22 protein-coding genes are annotated in these 24831 nt (G+C 68.6%); 8 read left to right on the plus strand and 14 right to left on the minus strand.

Annotated elements, in window-relative coordinates; translation table 11 throughout:
- Window positions 1-158: 158 nt before the first annotated feature.
- Window positions 159-749 (minus strand): outer membrane protein, encoded by a 591-nt coding sequence (locus ACRARE_RS17010; protein WP_432657651.1) that lies wholly within the window; start codon window positions 747-749, stop codon window positions 159-161.
- 191 nt (window positions 750-940) lie between these two features.
- Between ACRARE_RS17010 and ACRARE_RS17015 the strand changes: the two genes are divergently transcribed.
- Both ACRARE_RS17015 and ACRARE_RS17020 read left to right on the plus strand, forming a co-directional pair.
- Entirely contained in the window at window positions 941-1363 is a 423-nt protein-coding gene (locus ACRARE_RS17015; RefSeq protein ID WP_432657652.1) for a DUF6314 family protein, read from the plus strand.
- A gap of 188 nt (window positions 1364-1551) precedes the next feature.
- Window positions 1552-2157 carry a biotin transporter BioY gene (locus ACRARE_RS17020; protein ID WP_432657653.1) on the plus strand — a complete coding sequence of 202 codons (606 nt, stop codon included), beginning with the start codon at window positions 1552-1554 and terminating at the stop codon, window positions 2155-2157.
- Window positions 2158-2219: 62 nt separating this feature from the next.
- On the opposite strand, the gene ACRARE_RS17025 is transcribed toward ACRARE_RS17020, so the two are convergent.
- A complete protein-coding gene (locus ACRARE_RS17025; RefSeq protein ID WP_432657654.1) occupies window positions 2220-2702 on the minus strand; it encodes a GNAT family N-acetyltransferase in 483 nt (160 codons plus the stop codon).
- A 236-nt stretch (window positions 2703-2938) separates the two neighbouring features.
- Between ACRARE_RS17025 and ACRARE_RS17030 the strand changes: the two genes are divergently transcribed.
- A complete protein-coding gene (locus ACRARE_RS17030) occupies window positions 2939-3721 on the plus strand; it encodes a heme-dependent oxidative N-demethylase family protein (RefSeq protein WP_432657655.1) in 783 nt (260 codons plus the stop codon).
- Window positions 3722-3838: 117 nt separating this feature from the next.
- Here the strand turns inward: ACRARE_RS17030 and ACRARE_RS17035 are convergent, their stop codons facing one another.
- The 3 genes from ACRARE_RS17035 to ACRARE_RS17045 all read right to left on the minus strand — a co-directional run bounded on the left by ACRARE_RS17035 (window position 3839) and on the right by ACRARE_RS17045 (window position 7366).
- Window positions 3839-4843 (minus strand): hypothetical protein, encoded by a 1005-nt coding sequence (locus tag ACRARE_RS17035; RefSeq protein ID WP_432657656.1) that lies wholly within the window; start codon window positions 4841-4843, stop codon window positions 3839-3841.
- 750 nt (window positions 4844-5593) lie between these two features.
- Window positions 5594-7000: a type I glutamate--ammonia ligase gene (glnA, locus tag ACRARE_RS17040; protein WP_432657657.1), complete on the minus strand. Its 1407-nt coding sequence runs from the start codon at window positions 6998-7000 to the stop codon at window positions 5594-5596.
- Between the two features lie 27 nt (window positions 7001-7027).
- Window positions 7028-7366: a P-II family nitrogen regulator gene (locus ACRARE_RS17045; protein WP_432657658.1), complete on the minus strand. Its 339-nt coding sequence runs from the start codon at window positions 7364-7366 to the stop codon at window positions 7028-7030.
- A gap of 156 nt (window positions 7367-7522) precedes the next feature.
- On the opposite strand from ACRARE_RS17045, the gene ACRARE_RS17050 reads away from it, so the two are divergent.
- The 3 genes from ACRARE_RS17050 to xylB all read left to right on the plus strand — a co-directional run bounded on the left by ACRARE_RS17050 (window position 7523) and on the right by xylB (window position 11737).
- Window positions 7523-9091, plus strand: a complete 1569-nt coding sequence (locus ACRARE_RS17050) for an NAD(P)H-hydrate dehydratase (RefSeq protein WP_432657659.1) — start codon at window positions 7523-7525, stop codon at window positions 9089-9091.
- A 149-nt stretch (window positions 9092-9240) separates the two neighbouring features.
- The gene (locus tag ACRARE_RS17055; protein ID WP_432657660.1) at window positions 9241-10299 is read left to right on the plus strand and encodes an NAD(P)-dependent alcohol dehydrogenase; all 1059 of its coding nucleotides are present in this window, start codon (window positions 9241-9243) and stop codon (window positions 10297-10299) included.
- Window positions 10283-11737, plus strand: coding sequence for a xylulokinase (gene xylB, locus ACRARE_RS17060; protein WP_432657661.1), 1455 nt, complete (start codon window positions 10283-10285; stop codon window positions 11735-11737). Before ACRARE_RS17055 ends, xylB begins: the two co-directional genes overlap by 17 nt.
- Window positions 11738-11750: 13 nt before the next feature.
- On the opposite strand, the gene ACRARE_RS17065 is transcribed toward xylB, so the two are convergent.
- Window positions 11751-12749 (minus strand): helix-turn-helix transcriptional regulator, encoded by a 999-nt coding sequence (locus ACRARE_RS17065; protein WP_432657662.1) that lies wholly within the window; start codon window positions 12747-12749, stop codon window positions 11751-11753.
- A gap of 127 nt (window positions 12750-12876) precedes the next feature.
- On the opposite strand from ACRARE_RS17065, the gene ACRARE_RS17070 reads away from it, so the two are divergent.
- On the plus strand, window positions 12877-14241 hold the full coding sequence (locus tag ACRARE_RS17070; protein ID WP_432657663.1) for an aminomethyl transferase family protein: 1365 nt from the start codon (window positions 12877-12879) through the stop codon (window positions 14239-14241).
- A 135-nt stretch (window positions 14242-14376) separates the two neighbouring features.
- Here ACRARE_RS17070 and ACRARE_RS17075 read toward each other — a convergent pair whose 3' ends face one another.
- A complete protein-coding gene (locus ACRARE_RS17075) occupies window positions 14377-16218 on the minus strand; it encodes an ABC transporter ATP-binding protein (protein WP_432657664.1) in 1842 nt (613 codons plus the stop codon).
- Window positions 16215-17519, minus strand: coding sequence for a glycosyltransferase (locus ACRARE_RS17080; protein WP_432657665.1), 1305 nt, complete (start codon window positions 17517-17519; stop codon window positions 16215-16217). The genes ACRARE_RS17075 and ACRARE_RS17080 overlap by 4 nt, the downstream gene beginning before the upstream one ends.
- A gap of 118 nt (window positions 17520-17637) precedes the next feature.
- On the opposite strand from ACRARE_RS17080, the gene ACRARE_RS17085 reads away from it, so the two are divergent.
- Window positions 17638-19173 (plus strand): glycosyltransferase family 4 protein, encoded by a 1536-nt coding sequence (locus ACRARE_RS17085; RefSeq protein WP_432657666.1) that lies wholly within the window; start codon window positions 17638-17640, stop codon window positions 19171-19173.
- A 21-nt stretch (window positions 19174-19194) separates the two neighbouring features.
- Here the strand turns inward: ACRARE_RS17085 and ACRARE_RS17090 are convergent, their stop codons facing one another.
- From ACRARE_RS17090 to ACRARE_RS17115, 6 genes are read right to left on the minus strand one after another with little or no spacing between them, the layout of a single operon-like run.
- On the minus strand, window positions 19195-19953 hold the full coding sequence (locus tag ACRARE_RS17090) for an SDR family NAD(P)-dependent oxidoreductase (RefSeq protein WP_432657667.1): 759 nt from the start codon (window positions 19951-19953) through the stop codon (window positions 19195-19197).
- Window positions 19950-21278 carry a histidinol dehydrogenase gene (gene hisD / locus ACRARE_RS17095; RefSeq protein ID WP_432657668.1) on the minus strand — a complete coding sequence of 443 codons (1329 nt, stop codon included), beginning with the start codon at window positions 21276-21278 and terminating at the stop codon, window positions 19950-19952. The genes ACRARE_RS17090 and hisD overlap by 4 nt, the downstream gene beginning before the upstream one ends.
- A 52-nt stretch (window positions 21279-21330) precedes the next feature.
- Window positions 21331-22275, minus strand: coding sequence for a 3-hydroxyacyl-CoA dehydrogenase (locus ACRARE_RS17100; RefSeq protein WP_432657669.1), 945 nt, complete (start codon window positions 22273-22275; stop codon window positions 21331-21333).
- Window positions 22275-23165 carry an N-acyl homoserine lactonase family protein gene (locus ACRARE_RS17105; protein WP_432657670.1) on the minus strand — a complete coding sequence of 297 codons (891 nt, stop codon included), beginning with the start codon at window positions 23163-23165 and terminating at the stop codon, window positions 22275-22277. The genes ACRARE_RS17100 and ACRARE_RS17105 overlap by 1 nt, the downstream gene beginning before the upstream one ends.
- A 25-nt stretch (window positions 23166-23190) precedes the next feature.
- Entirely contained in the window at window positions 23191-23745 is a 555-nt protein-coding gene (locus tag ACRARE_RS17110) for a hypothetical protein (protein WP_432657671.1), read from the minus strand.
- On the minus strand, window positions 23742-24770 hold the full coding sequence (locus ACRARE_RS17115; protein ID WP_432657672.1) for a LacI family DNA-binding transcriptional regulator: 1029 nt from the start codon (window positions 24768-24770) through the stop codon (window positions 23742-23744). The genes ACRARE_RS17110 and ACRARE_RS17115 overlap by 4 nt, the downstream gene beginning before the upstream one ends.
- Between the last annotated feature and the right edge of the window lie 61 nt (window positions 24771-24831).

A 24831-nucleotide genomic window follows, 5' to 3' on the forward strand; every position in this document is an offset into this window, starting at 1 on the left:
CTTTTGGCCAGGCAAGGTTTGGGGCCTCATAAGCGAGGCGGGGCTTGCAGACAAGGTCGCAGGAAGGGGGCGGCTCTCTTCCCGGGGGCGGAAGAGAGCCTGCACCGGGGGCGGGGCTGCGGGACGGGACGCCGCCCCCGGTATTCCGGGCGCGCGCGTCAGAAGGCGTAGCGCAGGCCGGTGGCCAGGGTGGTGCGGCGGAACTCGGCCTCGACGTCACTGGTGGTGACCCTGGCGGCGCCGAAGGCGCGCTGATACTTCGCTTCGGTGAAAAGCGAGGCCGCGGGGCTCAGCTCGTAGCGCAGACCGGCGCTAAGCTGGCCGCCCGTCACACGCTCGCTGTCTTCCAGGACGGACCAGGGGCCGTCGCTGCGCCAGGCCACGTCGATCACCCCCAGACCGGCGCCGAGGTAATAGTCCACCGGGCCTGCGGTCTCGAAGACCTTCCGCGCCACCGCCATCAGCGAGGTCGAGGAGATCCGGTTGGGGCCGGGCTGGTCGAAATCGGCCTCGGAATACATCAGGTCGGCGCCGAATTCCCATCCTGCGACGCCGGTGTAGTAGACCCCCAGCCCGTAGGCCTGGCCGGATCTGAAATCCAGGTGTTCGTTTGTCATGAACATGGAGTTGGGCGCGGTCAGCCCGGCGTAGCCTTCGACGGCCAGGTCGCCCGCCCGGGCGGCGGGGGCGGCGGCGATCAGCGCGGTGGTCAGGGTCAGGGCGGTCATCAGGGTCGTGGGGCGATACATGCAATGTCCTTTCGGGGTCGGGAAGGGGCCGGGCTAGGGCGGTCTCTGAGCGGTAGTCGGACGGGCGAGCACGCCGGTTCAAAGAGGGCGCAAGTTTTTTCCCCGTTCTTCGGCCTGTCGCGCGCGGTGCGCTTTGCCGGGGCGGGCGGCTGCGCTAGACAGCGGGTCGAATGCAAAGAGGAGGGGGCGCCATGACCGCCCGCAGGATCGAGGCCTTCGCGGGCCGCTGGCAGATCACGCGACAGATCACCGACCGGCGCGGCGGCGCGCCGGGGCGGTTCACCGGCGCCGCGCTGTTGCATGCCGATGGCGCGGGCGGCTGGATCTGGGAAGAAAGCGGCCAGCTGCGCCTGGGCGAGGGGGCGCCGCTGACCGCCACCCGCCGCTACCTCTGGCAAGAGACGGGTGCGCGCATCACGCTTCTGTTCGAGGATGGGCGCTATTTCCACAGTTTCGATCCGAACGCGGCGCGGGCCACGGCCCAGCACGATTGCCCGCCGGATCTTTACGATGTGACCTATGATTTCTCGTCCTGGCCCGTCTGGCGCAGCCACTGGGAGGTGCGCGGGCCGCGCAAGGATTACCGCATGGACAGCTGGCACCGACGCAGCTGAGGGCCGGCCCGGGCGATTCCGGGCGTCGCGGGGGCAAGCGAACTTTGCAGAATTTGCAGTTTTCCACCCCTTTGCGCCGGGGGCTTTGCAATTTGCAGGGCGCGGGGGGCTGCTGAAATCTTGCGCTGCGGCGCCGCTTCGGGCATCACTGACGGGATGACACTGGAGGCAATGGAGAGGACGAACCCATGTCCCACGCAATGAATGAACAGGTGCTGAGCGAAACCTTCGGCCCGACCGAAGGCGCCGCGCTGCGTCTGAAACAGGCCGTGCTGGTCGTCATGGGCATCGCCCTGCTGACGATGATGGCCAAGATCCAGGTGCCGGTTCCCGGCTCGCCCGTCGCCATCGGCATGGGCACCTTCGCCGTTCTGGGTCTCGGCGCCGCCTATGGCCCGCGCCTCGGCCTGGCCACGATCATGGGCTACATGCTGATCGGGATGCTGGGCTTCGACGTGTTCCAAAGCTCGACCGCCGATCTGAACGGCGTCAGCTACATGATGGGCTCGACCGGCGGCTACCTGCTGGGCTACGTGATCGCCACCGTGGTGCTGGGCGTTTTGGCCCGTCGCGGCTGGGACCGGTCGGTTCTGTGGATGGCGCTGGCGATGCTGATCGGCAATGTCGTGCTCTATATCCCCGGCCTGGCCTGGCTGGGCGCCCTCTACGGCTGGGACAAGCCGATCCTGGCCTGGGGCCTGACCCCCTTCATCTTCGGCGACGCGCTGAAGCTGGCCCTGGCCGCCCTGGTGCTGCCGCTGGCCTGGAAGCTGGTCGGTCGCGCCCGCGGCTGATCCACGCCGGATCACGAGATCTGCAAGGGGCGTCCTTCGGGGCGCCCCTTTTGCGTGGGGCTTTAAGAGGTTTCCAGCCGGAACTTCAGGAAGTCCTGGCCCTCATAGCGGATCTGGCCCAGGGACCGGGCCCCCAGGCGTTTGAACGCGCCCAGGTGGCGGCGCGAGGGGGGCAACAGGAAGGTGACGAAGGGGATGCGCGGATCGGCGCGGGCGACCTCCAGCGCCTGGCGCGCGATGCGCCGCCCGGCGCCGAACTGTTCGGGCCGCAGGACCAGGCCGAAATCCCATTCCGCGCCTTCCTTCTGGAACCCGCCCCAGCCCAGATAGCGCCCGTCGCCCAGAAAGGCCCAGTGGCCCAGCCCGTCGCGGGTCCAGCAGGCCTCCTTGGCGGCGACGAAGGCGCGCGCGGTCTGCGCGTCCCAGGGGGCGCCGGACAGCAGCGGCATATGTTCGGCCAGACGCGGGTCCGACATATGGGCGGCGACCTCGGCCAGGGGCACCTGGGGCAGGCGGGCGAAGGTCAGGGTCTGGAAATCGGGCATCTGGCATCGCTGGTGGCAAAAGGGGGCCTGCGATCCATGGGCTGGCGGTTGGCCTGGGGTCAAGCGCGGGCACGCGCCGTCCCGATCAGAAGGGCGTGAGGCGCACGCGCCTCGCCTTTGGCCTGCACGCAACGTCGCGGGGCCGAATGGCCCGGGGCGCGCGCACCGGGGCTGGTCCCCGCCCGCGCCTGCGCCTAGCCTGCGGCAGCACAGCAGGGATCAAAAGGGCAGGCGGCATGAGCGGCGAGACGATGGCGACACATTCGGGCAACCTGACCGCGCCCGAGATCCTGCAAGGGCATCTGCCCTTCGACGTGCAGGCGCGGCTGCCCGGCACCGGGCCGCTGGATCCGGCGGACTGGATCCTGGTGGACGATGCCTTTGCCGCCCAGATGGCCGAGCGCGAGGCGCTGCTGGCGCGCTGCCCCGAGAAGGTGCTGGCCTGCGAGGCCAGCGCCCGCCCGGCCGCCGAAGAGCTGCTGGCCGAGGTCCTGCGCGCCCTGGAGGCGCGGCCCGACTACCTGGTGGGCCAGGCGGAGGTCACCCGCCCCGATGGGGTCACCGTGCCCCTGGCGGCGGCGGCGGATCCCGATCCCGCGGCGCCCCTGGCCCTGCTGGGGCGGCTGGTGCAGCAGGACTTCTGCCTGATGGAGAAGCGTGGCGAGGAGCATGTGTTGACCGGCGCGGTGCTGTGCTTCCCCGCCAGCTGGACCCTGGCCGAGAAGATCCACCAGCCGCTCTTGCGGATCCATGTGCCGGTGCCGGTCTATGACGAGATGCTGGCGCGCCGCGTCCAGCGCCTGTTCGACGGGATCCAGCCGGGCCGCCCGCTGTGGCGCGCCAACCGCCTGCGCTATGCCCTGCCCACGCTGCACGCCCCGGTGTCGGAAACCGCGCCCCCGGCAGAGCGTCACCCCGATGACGGCCCCTATATCCGCAGCGAACGGCAAAGCCTGTGGCGCCTGCCCGAGACCCGCGCCGTGGTCTTCGGCATCCACACCTTCATGCTGCGCGCCTGAGGCCCGCGCCGGACCGCTGGACAAGAAAAAACCGCCTGCCGAGGCAGGCGGTGTCCGAAGGTCGGGAAGGGAACGATCGAGAGCGGGCCCACCGGGGCCCGGGTCTTTGCGCCTGCCTCAGAGCAGGGGCAGCCAGGCCAGGGTATCGGCGACAGCCTGGGACGCGCCGGTGCCCACTATGGCGAAGACGGTCGACAGGGTCATGGCATGGGTGGAGATGCGGAAATCCTCGCCCTTGATCATGTTGTAGGCCAGCAGGGCCCCCGCAACCGGCGGGTTGATCAGCGCCACGGTGGCATTGACCGTATAGGTCGCCACCTTGTGTTCCAGCCGCTTGGGATCCTCGTCCTCCAGCTCCAGATCGGCGCGGAAGACCTCGCGCAGCTCGTCCTCGGTCGCCATCGAGCGGCCGGTGACCCCGGCGGGATCGGTGCCGACCCAGGTGTTCTGGCGGCGCGCCTTCAGCTCTTCGCGCAGGGCGTCGAAACGGGCGTCCAGGTGGCCGGTTTCCGACTGGATCTCGGGGAAGACGGCGGCGGCGACGCTGGGCCGGACCGGGGTCGAGGCCATGGAACTGGCCAGGCCGCCGGCGCGGTCGGGATGCATCGGGTGATCCAGCGGGCTGAGGTCGGTCTCGCGGGTCGAGATCGGGGTAAAGGCCGACTGGAAGCGGGCCGAGGTCAGCACGGTCTCGCGGTCGAGCCATTGCACGAAGGGCGCACCGGTCTCGGCGATCAGGCGGTGCACCACCTCGGCCAGCATCGCCTTCGAGGCCTCGGGGTGGCGACCGTCGTCATAGGCGGTGTCGCAGACCGAGACGTGGATCCAGAAGGTCGGGCTTTCCAGCGCCTGGCGCGAGGCCTCGCTGAGATGGGTGCGCGGCCCCGAGGAGAGGACACGCAGGGTATCGGGGTCGGCCTCGGGGGCGTCGAAGATCTGCAACTCGACCAGCACGGATTGCGAGGCGACGGCGGCCTGGTCGAAATCGACCTGCACGACATCGCCCTGCTGACCGAAGGCCTTCAGCACGGCTTTGACCGGGTCCAGCAGTTGTTCGACGGTCACGTCACTGTCGTCAGTGAAGATCAGGCCAGCTTGGTGGCATTGGGCGGAGTGAGACATGGGACTGTCTTTCGGTGGTTTGCTCTCGATGTGTGTCACTCTGCGCGGCGAATCAGGAGGAAGTTGGACGGAAACCCGGGAAATTAAGGTTTGGTTAGGAAATTTCGTGGCGCATGGCCCAGGTTGCGCCACAGTGCGGCGTTTATGGGGCGGTTATGCCCTGATTTTGCCGCAATCCACCTGGAAAGCCTTGTATACAGGGGCTTAGGCCAAAGATGTGCCCCCGAAGTGCGATTCCCGCTAGTTTTGGTCACCCGTTCAACGGGTGAATTGCGACCTGTCTGGGCGGGTTGAGGCCCTCAACGCGCCCGAATGCGCCGGAATAAGGCGGAAATGGGGCGGCCATGTTAACGAATTTGTCGGGTTTGGCGCTAAGGCGCATCGGCTTTTTCGGGCCCTGACGCCATCGGGCATCGCAAGAGCGCGGAGGGAGCGGGGCCCTATCCATAGGGATAGGAAGGCCCCCTCCGCTTGCGCCCGCGCTGTCCGAAGGGCGAGACGGGCGGGCGCCCCGGTTCGGCGTCAGACGCGCGCTGCCTGGGTCGCACGGCGGCCTGCATCGGCCTGCGGGCGTACCGGCCCTCTGACGGGCTGTTGCAGCGGCGTCAGCGACCGGCAGGGCAGCCCTTGACGCGTGTCCTGGGCGCAGCAGAGCCTCAAAGGGCAGGGGGGCCGCAGCGCCCCCGAGGGGCCACAAGCAAAAGGGGCGCCCGATGGGCGCCCCTTCCGTCACTGTCCCGGTCAGAGGGATCAGCAGGAGTAGTACAGAGCGTATTCCACCGGGTGCGGGGTGTGCTCGTACATTTCCAGCTCTTCCATCTTCAGGCCGATGTAGCCTTCGATCTGGTCCTTGGTGAAGACGTCGCCGGCCAGCAGGAAGTCCATGTCGGCTTCCAGCTCTTCCAGGGCTTCGCGCAGCGAGCCGCAGACGGTCGGGATGTCGGCCAGCTCTTCGGGCGGCAGGTCGTACAGGTTCTTGTCCATGGCTTCGCCGGGGTGGATCTTGTTCTTGATCCCGTCGAGGCCAGCCATCAGCAGGGCTGCGAAGCACAGGTAGGGGTTGGCCGAGGGATCGGGGAAGCGAGCTTCCACACGTTTGGCCTTCGGCGATTCCGCCCACGGAATACGGACGCAACCGGAACGGTTACGGGCCGAGTAGGCGCGCAGAACCGGGGCTTCGAAGCCGGGGATCAGGCGCTTGTAGGAGTTGGTGGACGGGTTGGTGAAGGCGTTCAGGGCCTTCGCGTGCTTCAGGATGCCGCCGATGAAGTACAGGGCTTCGTCGGACAGGTCGGCATATTTGTCACCTGCGAAGAGCGGCTTGCCGTCCTTCCAGATCGACATGTTCACGTGCATCCCGGTGCCGTTGTCGCCGGCGATCGGCTTCGGCATGAAGGTGGCCGACTTGCCGTAGGCCTGGGCCACGTTGTGGATGACGTACTTGTACTTTTGCAGCTCGTCGGCCTGTTTGGTCAGGCTGTCGAAGATCAGGCCCAGCTCGTGCTGGCAGGACGCCACTTCGTGGTGGTGCTTGTCCACCTTCATGCCCAGACGCTTCATGGTCGAGAGCATTTCGGCGCGGATGTCCTGGCCGTCGTCGATCGGGTTGACCGGGAAGTAGCCGCCCTTGACGCCGGGACGGTGGCCGGTGTTGCCCATCTCGTAGTCGGTGTCGGTGTTCCAGGCGGCGTCCAGCGCGTCGACCTCGTAGGAGACCTTGTTCATGGTGTTCGAGAACTTGACGTTGTCGAACAGGAAGAATTCAGCTTCCGGGCCCATGAAGGCGGTGTCGCCGATGCCCGAGGCCTTCAGGTAGGCTTCGGCCTTCTGGGCGGTGCCGCGCGGGTCACGCTCGTAGGGTTCCATGGTGTCGGGCTCGACCACGGTGCAGTGAATGCACAGGGTCTTCTCGGCGTAGAACGGGTCGATGTAGGCCGACTCGGTGTCGGGCATCAGTTTCATGTCGGAAGCTTCGATCGACTTCCAGCCGGCAATCGAGGACCCGTCGAACATGAAGCCTTCTTCGAGGAAGTCTTCGTCGACCTGGTCGGCCATCACGGTGACGTGCTGCAGCTTGCCGCGCGTATCGGTGAAGCGGATATCGACATATGCGATGTCCTCGTCAGCGATCAGCTTCAGAACAGTGTCCTTGCTCATTCCCTTTTCCCTTCGGTTTTGAGTCTCTTAAAGTGCGTCCGTACCGGTCTCGCCGGTGCGGATGCGAATGGCTTGCTCGACCGGCGAGACAAAGATCTTGCCGTCGCCGATTTTCTCGGTCTTGGCTGCATCAATGATTGCCTGGATCGCACCATCCACCTGGTCGTCGTCGAGAACCGCTTCGATTTTCACCTTCGGCAGGAAATCGACGACATATTCTGCACCGCGATAAAGCTCGGTATGGCCCTTCTGGCGACCGAAGCCCTTGACCTCGATCACGGAGAGGCCTTGCACGCCCACGTCCTGAAGCGCCTCCTTCACTTCATCAAGCTTGAACGGCTTGATGATCGCTTCGATCTTCTTCATGGGATACTCCTCACAGTAACGTCGCATCGGTCAGACCACTTTCGCAGCGCCCTCACAATTGGCTAGAGTGAAACGGCGGGAGTGGCCAGAGATGGCGCGAAAATGCCGCGCGAAAAAGTGGCGATGCGCCTAAAATTTGCGCAGTTTGGGGAAATCATGTCAAACCTGCTGACCGGATCTCAGATGCGGGCCGTCGAAGGGGCGGCCATGGCGGCGGAGGAATGCCGCGGGCTGGACCTGATGGAACGCGCCGGTCGGGTCGTGGTGGACGAGGTTTTCCGTTTCTGGCCAGAGCTTTACGATGCAGAGCGCCCGCGGGCGGCGATTCTCTGCGGCCCGGGCAACAACGGCGGCGATGGCTTTGTCGTGGCAAGGCATCTTGCCGCGCGGGGCTGGCAGGTGGATCTGGCCCTTCTGGGCGATCCTGCCCGCCTTTCAGGCGATGCGGCGCAGATGCACGCGCAATGGGCAGAGCGGGGGGCGGTCCTGTCGCTGCCCGATCTTCTGGCGCGGGTCGCCACACGGGCGCCGGATCTTGCGGTGGATGCGCTTTTTGGCACCGGGCTGGCGCGGCCCCTCTCGGGCGATCTGGCCGCAGGCCTGGCCCAGGTGCTGGGCGCGGCACGGCGGCGGGTGGCGGTGGACATCCTGTCAGGCCTCGATGCCGACAGCGGGCGGATGCTGGGTGGGGTGGATTGCGGCGCGGTGGATCTGACCGTCACCTTTCACACCGCCAAGCCCGGCCATGTGCTGGGGCAGGGCGCGGCCCTGAGTCCGGCGTTGGTGGTGGCCGACATCGGTCTGGACGGGGCGTGCGATGCGGCCCGCGCAGGCGGGCCGCTGGCGCGCCTGGTGACGGCGCCCGAGGTGCGACAGGCGGCCTGGAAGGATCCGGCGGGGCATAAATACGGGTCGGGCCATGCGCTGGTCCTCTCGGGCGGGCCGGGGCGCACCGGCGCCGCCCGGCTGGCGGCCCGCGCAGCCCTGCGTGTGGGCGCGGGCCTGGTCACCCTGGGCGTGCCGCCCTCCGCCCAGATGGAGGTGGCCGCGCAGATCACCGCGCTGATGCTGACCCGTCTGCCTGATGCCGAGGCGCTGGCCAACCTGCTGGCCGATGATCCGCGCTACAACACCCTCTGCCTCGGCCCCGCCCTGGGCACCGACGCCCGCGCGCGCGCCCTGGTGTTGGCCGCGCTGGAGGCCCGCCGGCGGGTGGTGCTGGATGCCGATGCGCTGAGCCTTTTCGAGGGCGATCCCGAGACGCTTTTCGCCGCCACCCGGGCCCAGGCCGTGGTGCTGACCCCCCATGGGGGCGAGTTCGCCCGGCTGTTCCCCGATCTGGCCGAGGCGCTGCGGGCGCCCGCCGAAACCGGCCCGGCCACCTCGAAGATCGACGTCACCCGCGCCGCCGCCGCGCGGGCGGGTTGCGTGGTGCTGCTGAAGGGGCCCGATACGGTGATCGCGGCGCCCGATGGTTCGGTGCGCGTCCATGCGGCCCTGCGCGACCGGGCTTGCCCCTGGCTGGGCACCGCCGGGGCGGGGGATGTGCTGTCGGGGCTGATCTGCGGCCTTCTGGCGCGCGGCTTCGCCCCGCTGGAGGCCGCCGCCATGGCCGCCTGGCTGCATGCCGAGGCCGCCCGCGCCTTCGGCCCCGGCCTGATCGCCGAAGACCTGCCCGAGGCCCTGCCGCAGGTGCTGGCCCGCCTGGCCGCCGAGGCGGGCTGAGCGGCCCCGCCTTGGGGCGGGCCGGGGGACAATATGCCCCCGGCCGCAGCTTTTCATTTACATTGCCGTCCCTTGGGGCCAGCAACGGGGGGCGGGCCCGGGGAGGGGGCCGCCATAAGAGGCGCCATGGCAGGGAGGAGGCCAGAAGGATGACGGCACTTGTGCTGGAGGAAGCGGGCAGGCTGTCCCTGCGCGCCATCGACATCCCCGAGGAGATGGGGCCGGGGGATGTGCGCATCGCCATTCACACGGTGGGGATCTGCGGCTCGGACGTACATTATTATACCCATGGCCGCATCGGCCCCTTCGCGGTCGAGGCGCCCATGGTGCTGGGCCACGAGGCCTCGGGCGTGGTGCTGGAGTGCGGATCGCAGGTGCAGGGCCTGAAACCGGGCGACCGCGTCTGCATGGAGCCGGGGATCCCCAATGCCCGCTCTCGCGCCGCCAAGCTGGGGATCTACAACGTCGACCCGGCGGTGCGGTTCTGGGCCACGCCGCCGGTGCATGGCTGCCTGCGCGCCGAGGTGGTGCATCCCGCCGCCTTCACCTATCGCCTGCCCGACAGTGTCAGCTTTGCCGAGGGCGCCATGGTCGAGCCCTTCGCCATCGGGATGCAGGCCGCGCTACGGGCGCGGATCCAGCCGGGCGACGTGGCGGTGGTGACCGGCGCCGGGCCCATCGGGATGATGGTGGCCCTGGCCGCCCTGGCAGGCGGCTGTGCGCGGGTCATCGTCACCGATCTGGCGCAGCCCAAGCTTGACATCATCGGCGCCTATGCGGGGATCGAGACGGTGAACATCCGCCAGACCCCGGCGGCCGAGGCGGTGGCGAAGGCGACCGGGGGCTGGGGCGCCGATGTGGTCTTTGAATGCTCGGGCGCGGCGCCCGCCATCCTGGGCCTGCCGGCCCTGGCGCGCCCCGGTGGCGCGGTGGTGCTGGTGGGAATGCCGGTGGACCCGGTGCCGATGGACATCGTCGGCCTTCAGGCCAAGGAACTGCGGGTCGAGACGGTGTTCCGCTACGCCAATGTCTATGACCGGGCGATCGCGTTGATCGCCTCGGGCAAGGTGGATCTGACGCCGCTGATCACCGCCACGCTGCCCTTCGCCGACAGCATTGCCGCCTTTGACCGCGCGGTCGAGGGGCGGGACAGCGACGTGAAACTGCAAATTACCCTGACGGAGGACGGCCATGTATCTGGGGCTTGATCTGGGCACTTCTGGCCTGAAAGCCATGCTGGTAGACGACGATTTCGCCACCGTGGCGGTGGCCCATGCGGCGCTGACGGTGACGCGCCCGCATCCCGGCTGGTCGGAACAGGATCCGGCCGAGTGGATCGCGGCGGCGGAAGATGTGCTGGGCCAGCTGCGCGCCCGTCACCCTGATGCGCTGGCGCGGCTGCGCGGCATCGGCCTGTCGGGGCATATGCATGGCGCCGTGCTGCTGGACGCCGCAGATCAGGTGCTGCGGCCCTGTATCCTGTGGAACGACAGCCGCGCGGCGGCCCAGTGCGAGACCCTGACCGCCCGCGCCGATTTCCACCGCATCGGCGGCAACCTGGTCATGGCGGGGTTCACTGCGCCGAAACTGCTGTGGGTGGCCGAGCAGGAGCCCGAGATCTTCGAGCGCACCGCCCGCGTCCTCTTGCCCAAGGACTACCTGCGCCTGTGGCTGACCGGCGAGCATATGAGCGAGATGTCGGATGCGGCGGGCACCCTGTGGCTGGATGTGGGCGCGCGCGACTGGTCCGACGACCTGCTGGCGGCCACGGGGCTGAGCCGGGCGCAGATGCCGGGGCTGGTCGAAGGGTCCGACGTGTCGGGCCATCTGCGCGGCGATCTGGCCCGCGCCTGGGGCACGCCCGCGCGGGTGCCGGTGGCGGGCGGGGCGGGCGACAATGCCGCCACCGCCTGCGGCATGGGGGTCATGACCCCCGGCACCGGCTTCCTGTCGCTGGGCACCTCGGGTGTGCTCTTTGCCGCCAGCGATCACTACCAGCCCAATACGGGCGACGCGGTGCACAGCTTCTGTCACGCGGTGCCCGAGACCTGGCACCAGATGGGGGTGATCCTGTCGGCCAGCGATTCCCTTAGCTGGCTGGCCGAGGTCACCGGCACCACGGTGCCCGATCTGGCCGCCGCCATGCCGCAGCAGATCACTGCCCCGGCCCGGCCGACCTTCCTGCCCTATCTCTCGGGCGAGCGCACGCCCTTGAACGATCCGGCGGCGGCGGGCGCCCTGCTGGGGCTGCGCCGCGACGTGGACCGGGCCGAGCTGGTGCAGGCGGTGATGGAGGGGGTGGCCCTGGCCTTTGCCGATTGTGTCCGCGTCCTGGGTGTGGCGGGCAGCGGGCTGGAGGCGGCCTATGCGGTCGGCGGCGGTGCCCGTTCGCGCCCCTGGCTAGAGCTGATGGCGGCGATCACCGGGCTGCGCCTGCTGCTGCCGCAGGATGGCGATTTCGGCGCCGCCTTCGGGGCGGCGAAACTGGCCGCCGCCGCCGCGCTGGATCGCACCGATGCCGAGCTGTTCTCGGCCCCCGCAATCGCCGCAGAGATCGCCCCCGATCCGCAGCTGGCGGCGCGCTATGCCGAGAAGGCCGCCCTCTACAGGGCCGCCTATCCGGCGCTGAAGGGCATCGGGGCCTAAGGGCGCGGCGCCCCTAGGCCCCGGGCCGATAGCGGCTGGGTGGGGTGCCATAGCGGGCGGCGAAGGCGCGGCTGAAATAGGCCATGTCGTTGAACCCCAGCGACATGGCCAGATCGGTGACCCGGCCCGGCGCCGTGCGATCCTCCAGTTGGCGCGCGGCGCGGGCCAGGCGGGCCTCCAGGATGGTGGCCTGCACGGTGGTCTGCTGCGGGCGAAAGGCCCGTTGCAGGGCGCGCGGACTGACGCCAAGGGCCTGGGCGACCCGGGCCGGGCTCAGCTCCGGGTCGGCCAGGTGGCGGGTGATGTGCAACTGGGCGCGACGATGCAGCGAGAGGGCCGAGGGGGCGGGCAGGGCCGCGGCGCCCGGGCGCCCGGCCTCCAGCGCATCCTCGCGGTCGGGCGCCAGCAGTTCCAGCGCGTCCAGCACATTGCGCGCCAGGATCCGGCGGCGGCCGTCCGAGGGGCCGGTGCGCAGCATCGTCACCGCCGAGCGCAGCAGCGCGCCCAGATGGGCCACCTCCGGGCGGCGCCCGTCGAAGCGGCGCCCGGTCAGGGCGCGGGGATCGCCCAGCCGGGCGGCGAAATCGGCAAAGGGCAGGCGCAGGGTGATCAGCGCGCTGTCGCCCGCCGTGGCCGCCGACCAGGGCCGCGTCAGATCGCGCAGGTAGATGTCGCCACGCGCCACCGGCACCGCCGCCCCGCCATCGCAGGCATAGGCGAAACGCCCGCGCTGCGGCAGGCTTAGCACGATGGCATCCTCGCTTTCGGGTGCGTCCTCGTCGGGCAGGCAGTTCACCGCCTGGGCGGGGGTGAAGGTCATCACCGACAGCACGGCGGGGCCGAAGCGCAGCCGCGCCGCCTCTCCGGCGAACCCCGCCGGATCGGAGGGGAGCACCGTCAGCCCGGCAAAGTCGCGCTGGCCCCATTCGGTCCAGCGGCGCAGCCCGTCGCGCGGCCGGAATCCGGCCGTGGTGAAGGTGTCCCAACCCGGCATGGGCAGCCCGTCGCGCATCTGATCCTCCCTGCGGGCGGGGCGCCTGGGCGTCTCCGTCCAAACCGCTGTCGCCTTCCTCCAAGGCGCCGCCCTGGGTCCAGCCTAGGCTTGGGCCTAGCAAGATGACAAGAGGAGGAGACTTGCCATGACCTCGCTACAGGAGAAACTCGATCAATACGCCTCGCCGCTGGAGATGCTGCGGACGTCCCAGATGGGCCCCTATCAGTTCCCGATCGCGTCGGAATTTTCCAACTGGCGGGAAGAGCAGCGCGCCTGGCGCGAGGGGGTGGCCCTGATGGACCAGTCCTTCCACATGACCGACCTTTATGTCGAGGGCCCCGACGTGGTGGCCTTCGTCGCCAGCCTGGCGATCAACGGTTTCACCGGCTTTGGCGAGGGCAAGGCCAAGCAGCTGATCTGCTGCGCGCCCAATGGCTATGTGATCGGCGACATGGTGATCACCGCGCTCAGCGACACGCTGGTCAACATCATCGGGCGGCCCACCGTGGCCAGCTGGGTGCAATACAACGCCTCGCTGGGTAAATACGACGTCACCTGTGACCGCGACGAGCGCAAGCTGGACAGCGACAGGCCCAAGAAGACCTTCCGCTTCGAGGTGCAGGGCCCCGACGCCTGGGCGCTGCTGGAAGAGCTGAACGGCGGGACGCTGGACAGCACCGGCTTCTTCCGCATGGGCCAGATCACCGTGGGCGGCGAGACCTACCGCACCCTGCGCCACGGTATGGGCGGTGCGCCCGGCCTGGAATTCTGGGGGCCGGTCGAGCATTACGACCAGGTCAAGGGCCTGCTGCTGGAGGCGGGCGCGAAATACGGCATCCGCCAGGTGGGCGCCCGCGCCTATGGCTCGGCCACCGTGGAAAGCGGCTGGTGGGGCTGCGTCTTCCCGGCGATCTACAGCGACGAGGCGATGCGCCCCTACCGCGAATGGCTGCCCGCGCTCAGCTATGACGGCATGGCCTCGCTGGGGGGCAGCTTTACCTCGGACCGGATCGAGGACTACTACTTCACCCCCTGGGATCTGGACTATGGTCGGCTGATCCGCTTCGACCATGACTTCATCGGTCGCGAGGCGCTGGAGAAGATGGCCGATGGCCCGCATCGCAAGAAGGTGTCGCTGGTGATCGACCCGGCCGATGCGGCTGCGGTCTATGCCAGCCAGATGGGCGAGGGTCCGAAGGGCAAGGCGATGGAAGAGCCCTCGGCCCATTACGCGGCCTATCCCTTCGACACGGTCAGCACGGCGGACGGGCGCGCGGTCGGCGTGTCCTCCTACCTGAACTTCATCGCCCCCGACCGGACCTGGGTCGCCCTGGCCTGCGTCGAGGAAAGCGTGGCCGCCGAGGGCACGCCCCTGACCCTGACCTGGGGCGAGCCGAACGGCGGGTCGAACCGCCCGACCGTGGAACGCCATGTGCAGATGCCCCTGCGCGGCGAGGTCACCGGCTGGCCCTTCTCGAAATCGGCCCGCGCCAGCTATCGCGCCGCCTGAGCCTGGTTCCCGGGCCCGGGCACGCGTCGCGCCCCGCTCCCGGGCGCGGCGGGCCCGGGTCCGGGGGCCTTGCCTGCCGTCCGCTGCGCCCCCGCGCGGGCGGCGATCCCTCCGCCCGGTTCCGGGCTCCACCTCCTAGCCAGAGGCCACGGGACGGGCGGAGGCGGGGCGCGGTTCGTGGTATCCCTGCCGCTGCGCCCCGTACATTCCGGCATAAAGCCCGCCTGCGGCCAGCAACTCGGCATGGGTGCCACGTTCGACCACCCGGCCGTCGTCCAGCACATAGATCAGATCGGCATGGGTCACCGCCGACAGCCGGTGCGCCACGATCACCGTCGTCTTGCCCTGGGACAGCACGTCCAGCGCCTGGCGCACCTTTTCCTCGGTGCGCTGGTCCAGCGCGCTGGTGGCCTCGTCCAGCAGCAGGATCGGGGCGCTGCGCAGGAAGGCGCGGGCGATGGCCACCCGCTGTTTCTGTCCGCCCGACAGCTGCGCCCCCTTGGGGCCCAGGGGCGCGTCGCCACGTTCGCGGATCAGTGCGTCGATGCCGACCTTGGCGGCGGCATCCCAGATCTGTTCGTCCGTGGCCTCGGGGCGGACATAGCGGATGTTTTCCCAGATCGAGGCGTTGAAGATCACGATATCCTGCGCCACCACCGAGAAGCTTTGCCGCAGGGCGGGCACTGCGATCTGGTTGACGGGTGTGCCGCCGATGCGGATCTGGCCGCCCTCGACCTCGTAAAGGCGCGCCATCAGGCTGAGGATCGTGGTCTTGCCCGAGCCGGTGGCGCCGACGATCGCCGTGACCTTGCCCCGCTCAAAGGTCAGGTCCAGCCCCTGGAACAGCTGCGGCTTGCCATCATAGTGGAAATCCACCGCGTCAAAGACGATGTCGCCCCGGGCATCGAACCGCGTCACGGCGCCGGGGCGCGAGGTGATGGCGGGGCGTTCGCGCAGCAGGCTGTGCACCCCGTCCAGCAGGACCAGACTGGCCTGAAGCTCGACAAAGAAGCTGGCGACGCGGCGCGCCGGGTCGAAGATCAGCGCCACGCCGATCATGAAACCGACGATCGAGGCCCCGTCCAGCGCGATACTATCGTTCAGCGCCAGATAGCCGCCGCCGCCGATGATCAGCACGAAGACCAGGGCCGACAGGATGTCGACCACCGGCAGGATCAGCGACTGCGACAGTTTCAGCCGGATCGACAGATCCTTGATCTCGGAGATGGCGCGCAGCAGGCGGGCGCGTTCGACCGGCTCCTGGTTGGCGATCTTCACGGTGCGCATCCCGTTCGACATCTCTTCCAGCCCGGTCATATAGGCGCCCATGGCATTCTCGGCGGTCTGCTGCACCCGCTTGATGCGGTTCGACACCAGCCGCACCACCAGCGGAATGATCGGCAGCACCACCACCGCCGCCAGGAACAGCGCCGGGGATTTCCACATCAGATAGCCCGAGATGATCGCCACCGTCGCCGCATCGCGCACCGCGCCCACGGTGGTCTGGCCGACGAAATTGCTCAGCCCGTCGGCCTGGTTCACCAGCCGCAGGATGATGTCCCCCGGCGCGGTGCGTTCGAAGAACGCCAGGTCGAGGCCCATCATGTGGTCGATCAGGTCGCGGCGCATCCGCATCACCGCGTCACTGGCCAGCCAGATGGACAGCCAGGGCACCAGCAGCGACATCAGCGCCCGCAGGCTGAAGATCCCCAGCACCAGCAGGCAGACCCGCAGCAGGCCGCCGTAATCGGCATTGTCGAAGATGATCCGCAACCCGGTCTCGGTCAGGCTGAGGAACTGCTGATAGGCCAGGCCCTGAAGGGTGACCATGGCCAGCACCAGAAGCAGCCACCAGGATTTGCCCCTGAGGTAGCCGCGCCAGAACCAGGCCAGGTTGCGCCGGTCCTGGGCCGAGAAAAGCGGCACCCGCTCGGCGCGGGGCCGCGGGCGCAGATCGCGCAGAGAGGGGCGTCTCATTCCGCCGCCCGCTGATGATGCGGGGCGCTGGCGGTGGCGCAGGTCACCGCCGCCAGCAGATCCTCGGCCACGTCCCGCCAGCGGCGCAGGCGCGGCCGGGCGGCGCGGATCCGGGCCTTCAGCGCCGCCCGCGCCGCCGGGTCCGATTGCAGATCGTCGATCAGTCGGGCCAGGGCGCACGGGTCCTCGGCGTCGAAATATTGCGCCAGGTCCAGACCCACCTCGTGCAGCGCGGCGTTGCCCTCGGCCGCCAGGCCCGGGGTGCCCAGCCACAGGGCCTCGGCCAGGGGCAGGCCCCAGCCCTCCATCCGCGAGGGCATGGCCAGGGCCAGGGCGCCCTCGTAAAGGGCGCGCAGCTCGGCCTCGTTGGGATTGATCACATGGTGGACCCGGTCGCGGATCGGGGCGAATCGGGCCTCGTTCAGGTAGCTTTCGGTGCGCTTGCGCGGGGCGCCCGCCAGCACCAGCGGCGGCACCGGGCGGCCCTGGTCGTGCAGGGCCAGCAGGGCCTCGACCACGCATTCCAGGTTCTTGCGCCCGCGCTGGATGCCGACGCAGAGGATATAGGGTTCGGTCGGGCCGGTCTTCGAGACCGGCTCGTCAGTGACGCGCAGCTCGTGGCACAGCGGCACGGTGCGGATCGGCGGGGGCGGGGGCAGATAGCCCGCGTCGCACATCTTCAGGATCTCGCCCCGGGTGAAGGCGGAATTGGCCAACAGCATCTCGGCCCGCGCCAGCACCACCGCATTGTCATGGCAGAAGGTGCTGGTGAAGCCGGGCGAGGAGGAGAGGGCGAACTCGTGCAGCGGGATCATGTCGTGCAGCAGCGGGATCAGGCGGGGATAGACCCCGTGGCGCGCCAACCCGGTCAGGTAATCGGCCATCAGCTTGGGCCGCCCGAGCGAGACCAGAACCTGGCCCTGCATGTCGACCTTGCGCACCAGGCCCTCGGGGATATGGCGCCAGCGCCGCAGGTTGATGGCGCGCACGGCGCGGCGCACCAGCGGATGCAGCGCGTCGCGCAGCCCGTGGGCGGCGGGAAAGCTGTTGCGGATCCGATAGGGGGTCGCCGCATCGGGCAGGCCGGGGTCCAGGATGCCGGTCGGGCTGTCGGCCCCCAGCCGAGGCGTGACCTCGAAAAAGGCCTCATGGGCAGGTGAATAGACCACGAAGCGCACATCGACCGGCATCCGGGCCAGTTCATGGCCGACATCCATCACCGTGCGCGCGATACCGTAGTATTTCAGCTTCAGACCAGACGACAGGAACTGCTCGGAAAGGTCATAGAAGATCGTCGGCATCGCTGTCCCTCGCGCCGTCGTGGTAATCTGCTCTTAATTCCCCTAGGCTGCGGGTATAGGGATGCGGAAAACCCGTCAAGGACGCCCCTACCAAAGTCGATAGGCCCGCCCCCCGATCATGATCCGCTACTTCGACATCACCGATGTGCTGCTTTACGTCGAGAAGGAAAGCACGGTTTCGGGCATCCAGCGGGTGTCCTTCGAGGTGATCCGCAGCATGGTGCAGCGCTTTGGCCCCGAGGCGGTGCGGATCGCCTACTGGGACCGGAAGCGGCGCGAATACCTGGGGATGCCCTCTGATTTCATTGCACAAATGGAAGAGTTCGATCCCGACATCCTGAGTGCGGTTTTCTTCGGTGCCCGCGCCCGGATGCTTAGCGATACGCCCCCCTCGCTGGAGCGCTACCGCAACCGCCCGGCGAAATACTGGTTCCACTACGCCCGCCGGATGGTGAATGCCTACAAGGGCAACGAACGGCATTTCGAACGTGCGGGCACCACGCTGGCCGACTGGCAGGCCTTCCGCGCCGGCGTAACCCCGCCGGAGAAGTCGCAGGGCTTTGGCGGGATTCCGCGGGTGCCGGTCGCCCAGACGGCCCAACCCGGCGACCCGCTGATCGTGCTGGGGGCCACCTGGGCCATCGACGGGCTGGAAGACAGCCTGCGCGCGCTGAAAGAGCGGAACGGGGTGGTCATCACCCAGATGATCCACGACCTGATCCCGCTTCGGGTGCCCGAGCATGTAAACGGTGATTTCATTGCCGCCTTCTATCGCTGGCTGCGTGCCCTGCCGGAGTATTGCAGCCACTTCCTTGCCAATTCGCAGAACACCGCCCGCGACCTGGCCGCCTTCCTGGCAGAGGTGGACCGCCCGCGCCCGATCGAGGTCGTGCCGCTGGCGCAGGAGTTCACCGAGGTCTCGGTGGCGCCGGCCGAGCAGGTGGTAGGCCCCGATGGCCCCTTCAAGCAGGCGGTCGAGCGCAGTCTGACCCTGCGGCGCGAGATCCTGAACCTGACCAAGGTGCCCTATGTGCTGGTGGTGGGCACCATCGAGTCGCGCAAGAACGGCTGGCGTCTGGCCCAGGCCTGGCAGCGCCTGGTGCGCGAAGAGGGGCTGGAGATGCCGCGCCTGGTCTTCGCTGGGCGGCCGGGCTGGTTGAACGAGGATTTCGACGGGCTGATGGCGGCCACCGGCAACCTGGGCGGCTGGGTGCAGTTTGCCCTGCGTCCCAGCGATGCGGAACTGGCCTATCTCTATCGCAACAGCCTTTTTACCGCGACGGTCAGCCTTTACGAGGGCTGGGGCCTGCCGATCGGCGAAAGCCTGCATTTCGGCAAGACCGCCGTGGTGGCCGAGAATTCCGCCATGCCCGAGGTGGGCGGCGACATGGTGGAGTATTGCGACGCCCATAGCCTGCGGTCGATCCAGGCGGCCTGCCGCAGGCTGATCGCCGATCCCGAACATCGCCGCGCGCTGGAGGCCCGGATTGCCGCCACCCGCCTGCGCCGCTGGGACGACGTGGCGGGCGATATCGTCGAGATCCTGAGCCGCGAGGGGCGCGTGGGGGGGCAGGCCCTGGCCGAGGTCCCGCCTGGGGCGCGCCCGCCCGGACGGGGGCAGCGCGACGCCCTGGTCGAAGAGGGCGCCGACTAGGCGCCGTTGCCCGCGCGCCCGTCAGTCCGCGGTCCAGCCGCCATCCAGCATGACCGCGCTGCCGGTCATCAGCGCCGAGGCGCCCGAGGCCAGGAAGACCGCCGCGCCGGTGATGTCGGCGACCTGGCCGATGCGCCCGAGCTTGATCTTCGACAGCACCGAGGCGGTAAAGGCCGGATCCTCGAAGAAGGGTTTGGTCATCGGGGTTTCGATGAAGGTCGGGCAGATCGTGTTGACGCGGATGCCCTGCGGGCCCAGCTCGACCGCCAGGGCCTTGGTGAACCCCTCCAGCGCCCATTTCGAGGCACAGTAGAGGGTGCGGTTCGCCGCCCCCACGTGGCCCATCTGCGACGAGATGTTGATGACAGAGCCTGGCACCCCTTCGGCCAGCATCCGCCCCGTCACCGCCTTGGCGCAGAAGATCGCGGCGCGCAGGTTCAGGCTCATCACCGCGTCATGATCTTCCTCGGTGACCTCGGCCAGGGGCTTGGGCCGGTTGGTGCCCGCGTTGTTGACGAAGATGTCGAAGGCCGGGCGGGCCTGCATGGCCGCGTCGAAGCCCGTCACGTCGGTCACGTCCAGGGTCAGGGCCTCGGCGGCCAGCCCCTCGGCGCGCAGCGCGGCGGCGGCGGCCTCGATCTCGGCCGCGGTGCGGGCGCAGAGGGTGACCTCTGCGCCTGCCGCGGCATAGGCCTGGGCGATGGCCAGACCGATGCCGCGTCCCGCGCCGGTGACCAGCGCTCGCTTGCCGGTCAGGGAGAAATCCGGCGCTGCGCTCATTCCGCCGCCTCGTGCCAGGGGGCGGCCTCGCCATAGGGCACGTTCACCCCGCCGAAGCGGCGCACGCGGATGTTGCATTGCTCGGCATGGCCGACGAAGCCTTCCAACATGCACAGGCGCGAGCCGTATTCGCCGATCTGCACGGCGGCGGCGTCGGTGGTGATCTTCTGGTAGGAATGGGTCTTGAGGAACTTGCCGACCCAAAGCCCGCCGGTATAGCGCCCGGCCTTCTTGGTGGGCAGGGTGTGGTTGGTGCCGATCACCTTGTCGCCATTGGCCACATTGGTGCGCGGCCCGAGGAACAGCGCGCCGTAGGAATGCATCTTCTCCAGGAACCAGTCGTCGCGGTCGGTCATCACCTGGACGTGCTCGGAGGCAATGTCATTGGCCACCTCGAGCATCTCGTCATAGCTGTCGCAGAGGATCACCTCGCCATATTCCTCCCAGCTGACCCGGGCGGTGCCGGCGGTGGGCAGGATGTCGAGGATGCGGTCGATCTCGGTCAGGGTCGCCTCGGCCAGGGTCCTGGAGTTGGTCACCAGCACGGCGGGCGAGTTGTAGCCATGTTCGGCCTGGCCCAGCAGGTCGGTGGCGCAAAGCTCGGCGTCGACGGTATCATCGGCGATGACCATCGTCTCGGTCGGCCCGGCGAACAGGTCGATGCCGACGCGCCCGAACAGTTGGCGCTTGGCCTCGGCGACGAAGGCATTGCCGGGGCCGACCAGCATGTGCACCGGCTCGATCGTCTCGGTGCCGATGGCCATGGCGCCGATGGCCTGGATGCCGCCCAGCACGTAGATCTCATGGGCGCCGCCGAAATGCATTGCGGCGATCACCGCCGGGTTCGGCTTGCCCTGGAAGGGCGGGGTGCAGGCGATGATGCGCGGCACCCCCGCCACGGCGGCGGTGGCCACCGACATATGGGCCGAGGCGACCATGGGGAACTTGCCGCCGGGCACGTAGCAGCCCACCGATTGCACGGGGATGTTCTTGTGACCCAGGATCACGCCCGGCAGGGTCTCGACCTCGAGGTCGAGCATGGTGTCGCGCTGCGCCTGGGCGAAGTTGCGCACCTGTTCCTGGGCGAACTTGATGTCGGCGATCTCGCGGTCCGACAGCTGGGCGATCAGCGCGTCGATCTCTTCCTGGCTGAGGCGGAAGGCGGCGGGGGTGTATTTGTCGAATTTCTCGGACAGCTCGCGCACGGCGGCGTCGCCGCGCGTTTCGATATCCTTCAGGATCGCCTCGACGGCGGCGCGGGTCTCGGCGTCATCCTCGGCGCGGGCGGCCTCGGGTTTGCCGGTTTTCAGGTAGGTCACGGACATGGGAATTCCTTTCGCGAATGGGGGCGTGCGGGGAGGGGGCTCGGGCGAGCCGCTATTGGGTCGGGAAGGCCTCTTTCTTGAAGGCGGCCAGGCGGGCCAGCCCGGCATCGCGCCAGGCACGGCGCGCGGCCAGCCCCTCGGCGGGCAGCCGGGTCCGGCGTTCCGCCTCGGCCCGGTCGATCACCGCGTCGGGCCAGGGGCCGGGGGGCGGCATCCGAACCATCCCGGCATAGAGGCCGCGCAGACGGGCCGCGTAATCGGCGATGCCGCCCGGCGCGTTGAGGTCGATGGTCTCGAAGGGTCCCATGAAGGACCAGCGCAGCCCCAGCCCGTGGGCGATGGTGGCGTCGATGTCGGCCAGGCTGGCAATGCCGTCTTCGTACAGCGCCCAGGCCTCGTTCAGCAGCACGCCCTGAAGGCGGTTCAGCACGAAACCGTCGATCTCGCGGGTCAGGCACACCGGCACCTGGCCCACGGCGGTCATCAGGGCGCTGACCATCTCGACCGCTTCCGGGTCGGTCCAGGGGGCGGGCACCAGTTCCACCACCGGCACCAGATGCGGCGGGTTCACCGGGTGGACGATCAGGAAGCGCCCGCGCTGGCCGCAGCCTTCGGTGAAGCGCGAGGCGGGGATCCCCGAGGAGGAAGAGCCGACGATGACCTCGGGGCCGATCAGCGCGTCCAGCTCGAGGCTGACGGCGCTTTTGGCCTCGACCGTCTCGTAGACGGATTCCTGCACGTAAGAGACGCCCGCCACGGCCTCGGCCAGGCTGTCATGGACCGAAAGCCGGGCGAAGATCGCCTCGGGCTCTTCCTCCAGCAGGCCTGCGGCCTTCAGCTCGGCCAGGCTGTCGCGCGCCCAGGGCAGGATCCGGTCGCGGACCTCTGCCGAGGGGTCGTAGGCGCGCACGGTGTGACCCGCCCGGGCGAAGACCAGGGCCCAGCCAGAGCCGACCAGGCCCGCGCCGACAATGGCGATATCTGCCTTGCCCGCCATCATGCCACCTTCGAGCTTTCGCCATCGGCCAGGCAGATTTCCGAGATCCGCAGGCCTTCGCCCGAGATCCGGCAGGGGAAGGTGTCGGCCAGGCGTTCCTCGTGGATCGGGATCACGCGGCGGGATTCATAGCCCACCTGCGACATCATCTCTTCGGTGGCCAGGACCAGGTTTGCCTGGCTGCCCACGGCCAGGCCGACGGGGGTGTACATCGGCCCCTGGGCATCGACCACGGCGCCGTCGCCTTCGAGGTTGTCGAACTGATAGACCAGATCGCCCGCCAGCACCCAGCTGTCCTGCGACTGTTCCTTGCCGTCATTGCGCACGGTCACCCACATCGAGCCCCAGGTGTGGCTGTCAGGCGCGGCGTGCAGGTCGATGCCGGGCAGCACGTCCTGCATGGCGCCGTCGACGGTCACCAGGCGGCGTTCGCGCGCCAGGTCGATGCCGCGCACGATGTCGCCGGGATCGACGGCCACCATCATCCAGCGCATCCGGTCAGGCAGGGACATGGCCCAGACCCATTTCGAGATCTCGCGTTCCTGGATGTAGAACTTGGCGTTGGGGAAATCCTCGACATTGCCGAAGTGGTCGAAGTGGGCATGGGTGACAAAGACGGTGTCCACGTCTTCCGGGGTCAGGCCGACCTCTTTCAGAACGGTCTTCGGGTCGCGCCAGTTCTCGACGCCGAACCGATCGCCCAGGGTCTTGCCGTAATCCTTGTCGGCATAGCCCACATCGACCATGGCCACATGGTCGCGGCCCTTGATGACCACGTAGCAATAGGGCAGCTTCACGTAGCCCTGGTTGTGCGCGCCATAGAGGACGCCGCTTTTGTGGTAGTTCGGCACATAGCAGTACTCGAGCACCCAGATGGAATAATCGCTCATTTCGGTTCTCCTCCGATCGTGTTGGTCAGTGGGCGCCCTGGCCGCAGCAGCAGGCCTGGGACAGATCCACCATTTCAAGGCCCGCCTTGGGCGCCGTGGCGCCGCGCAGATGGGCATAGGCGCGTTTCACCTGCTGCCCGGCCAGATCCAGCGCCGCCTCGAAACCGGGTTCGCGCGCCTGCGTCAGCGTGCGCAGGGCCAGGCGCGAGAAGCCGAGGGCGGCCTCCAGCTGGTCCCGGTGGGCGGTGCTGCCCGGCACCGGGGCGATGGCGTCGAAGCGGGTCTGGGCCTGGGCCATGCGGGCCAGGCAGGCGGCATGTTCGGGCAGGTCGGCGACCTGGCGCTGTGCGGTCAGCCGCGCCAGGATCAGCAGGCCCGAGATTTGGCCGATGATCCGTCGCAGGTCCTCGTAGACGGGGCGGCAGTCGGCGGCGTAGCGGGCCATGTCCTGGGATCCCAGGGTCGCGGCCAGGGTCTCGGGGCAGGGCGCGGCCTCGGGCAGGGGGCCGTCCAGGGCAAATTCGCAGCCGGCCTTGTGGGTTTCGGCCAGGCGGGTGAAGAGGCGGGTCTGATGGGTCATTTGCTCCTCCGGTCCGTGACGGTGCTGCGCTCGATCAGGGGGCCGGGCGCGATATGCTGGATGCGGGGCGGGGCGTCCTTGGTGGCGGCCAGCTCGGCCGCCAGGGAGACGGTGGCGGCCATCATCTCGTCCAGGGGCTGGGCCACGGTGGTCAGCTTGTGCGAGGGCCAGGCGGCCATGGCGATGTCGTCATAGCCGATGACCGAGATGTCCCGGGGCACTGACAGATGGACCCCTTCCTGCACCCCTTCGATAAAGCCGATGGCGACGATGTCGTTGGCGCAGAGCACCCCGTCGGGGCGGCGCGGCAGATCGCGCACCGCCAGCCCGGCCTCATAGCCCGCCTCGTAGGTGAAACGCCCGGCCTCGATCACCTGCGGTTCCGGCAGGCCGCGCGCCACGGCCTCTTCGCAGAAGCCCCGGCGGCGCTCGACATTGGTCGAGGCATCGGGGAAGGCCGACACATAGAGCAGCTCGCGGTGACCCAGGTCGGCCAGATGGGCGGCGGCGCGGCGCCCGCCCTCGACATTGTCGCAGGAGATGCCGAAGCCCAGCCCGTCTTCGGAGAGGCGGTTGAAGAAGATCACCGGGGCGCCGGCCGCCTCGCAGCGTTCGCGGGCATGGGATTTCAGGTTGGTGGCCAGCACGATCATCAGGTCGGGCTGATAGGTCAGCAGCAGCTCGACGGCCTCGTCTGTGCCATCGGATTGCTGCGCCGAGGCCAGCATGACGTTCATGCCGTGCTTTTGCAAAAGCGCGGTCAGCTGGGTCATCACCTCGGGGTAGAAGGGGTTGGTCAGGTCCGAGACCACCATGCCGACGATCTGCGTCTTCTTGGTGATCAGGCTCTGGGCAAAGGGATTGGGCCGATAGCCGATCTCATGGGCGCGTTCCAGCACCGCCTTGCGGGTGGCATCGGCGATCACCGCATCGGGATAGAAGGCGCGCGAGACCGTCGAGACGGACATGCCGAGGTCCTTCGCCAGGTCCTTTACCGTGATCCGGGGCTGTTTCTTTCTGGGCATCTCTTGATCCATCTTCGTCAGTCTGATGTCAGACAACTTTCCCGGAAGCGGGGCTGGTTAC

It is taken from the genome of Pseudooceanicola aquaeponti, assembly GCF_050897975.1.
In the GTDB taxonomy this organism is placed as follows: domain Bacteria; phylum Pseudomonadota; class Alphaproteobacteria; order Rhodobacterales; family Rhodobacteraceae; genus Pseudooceanicola.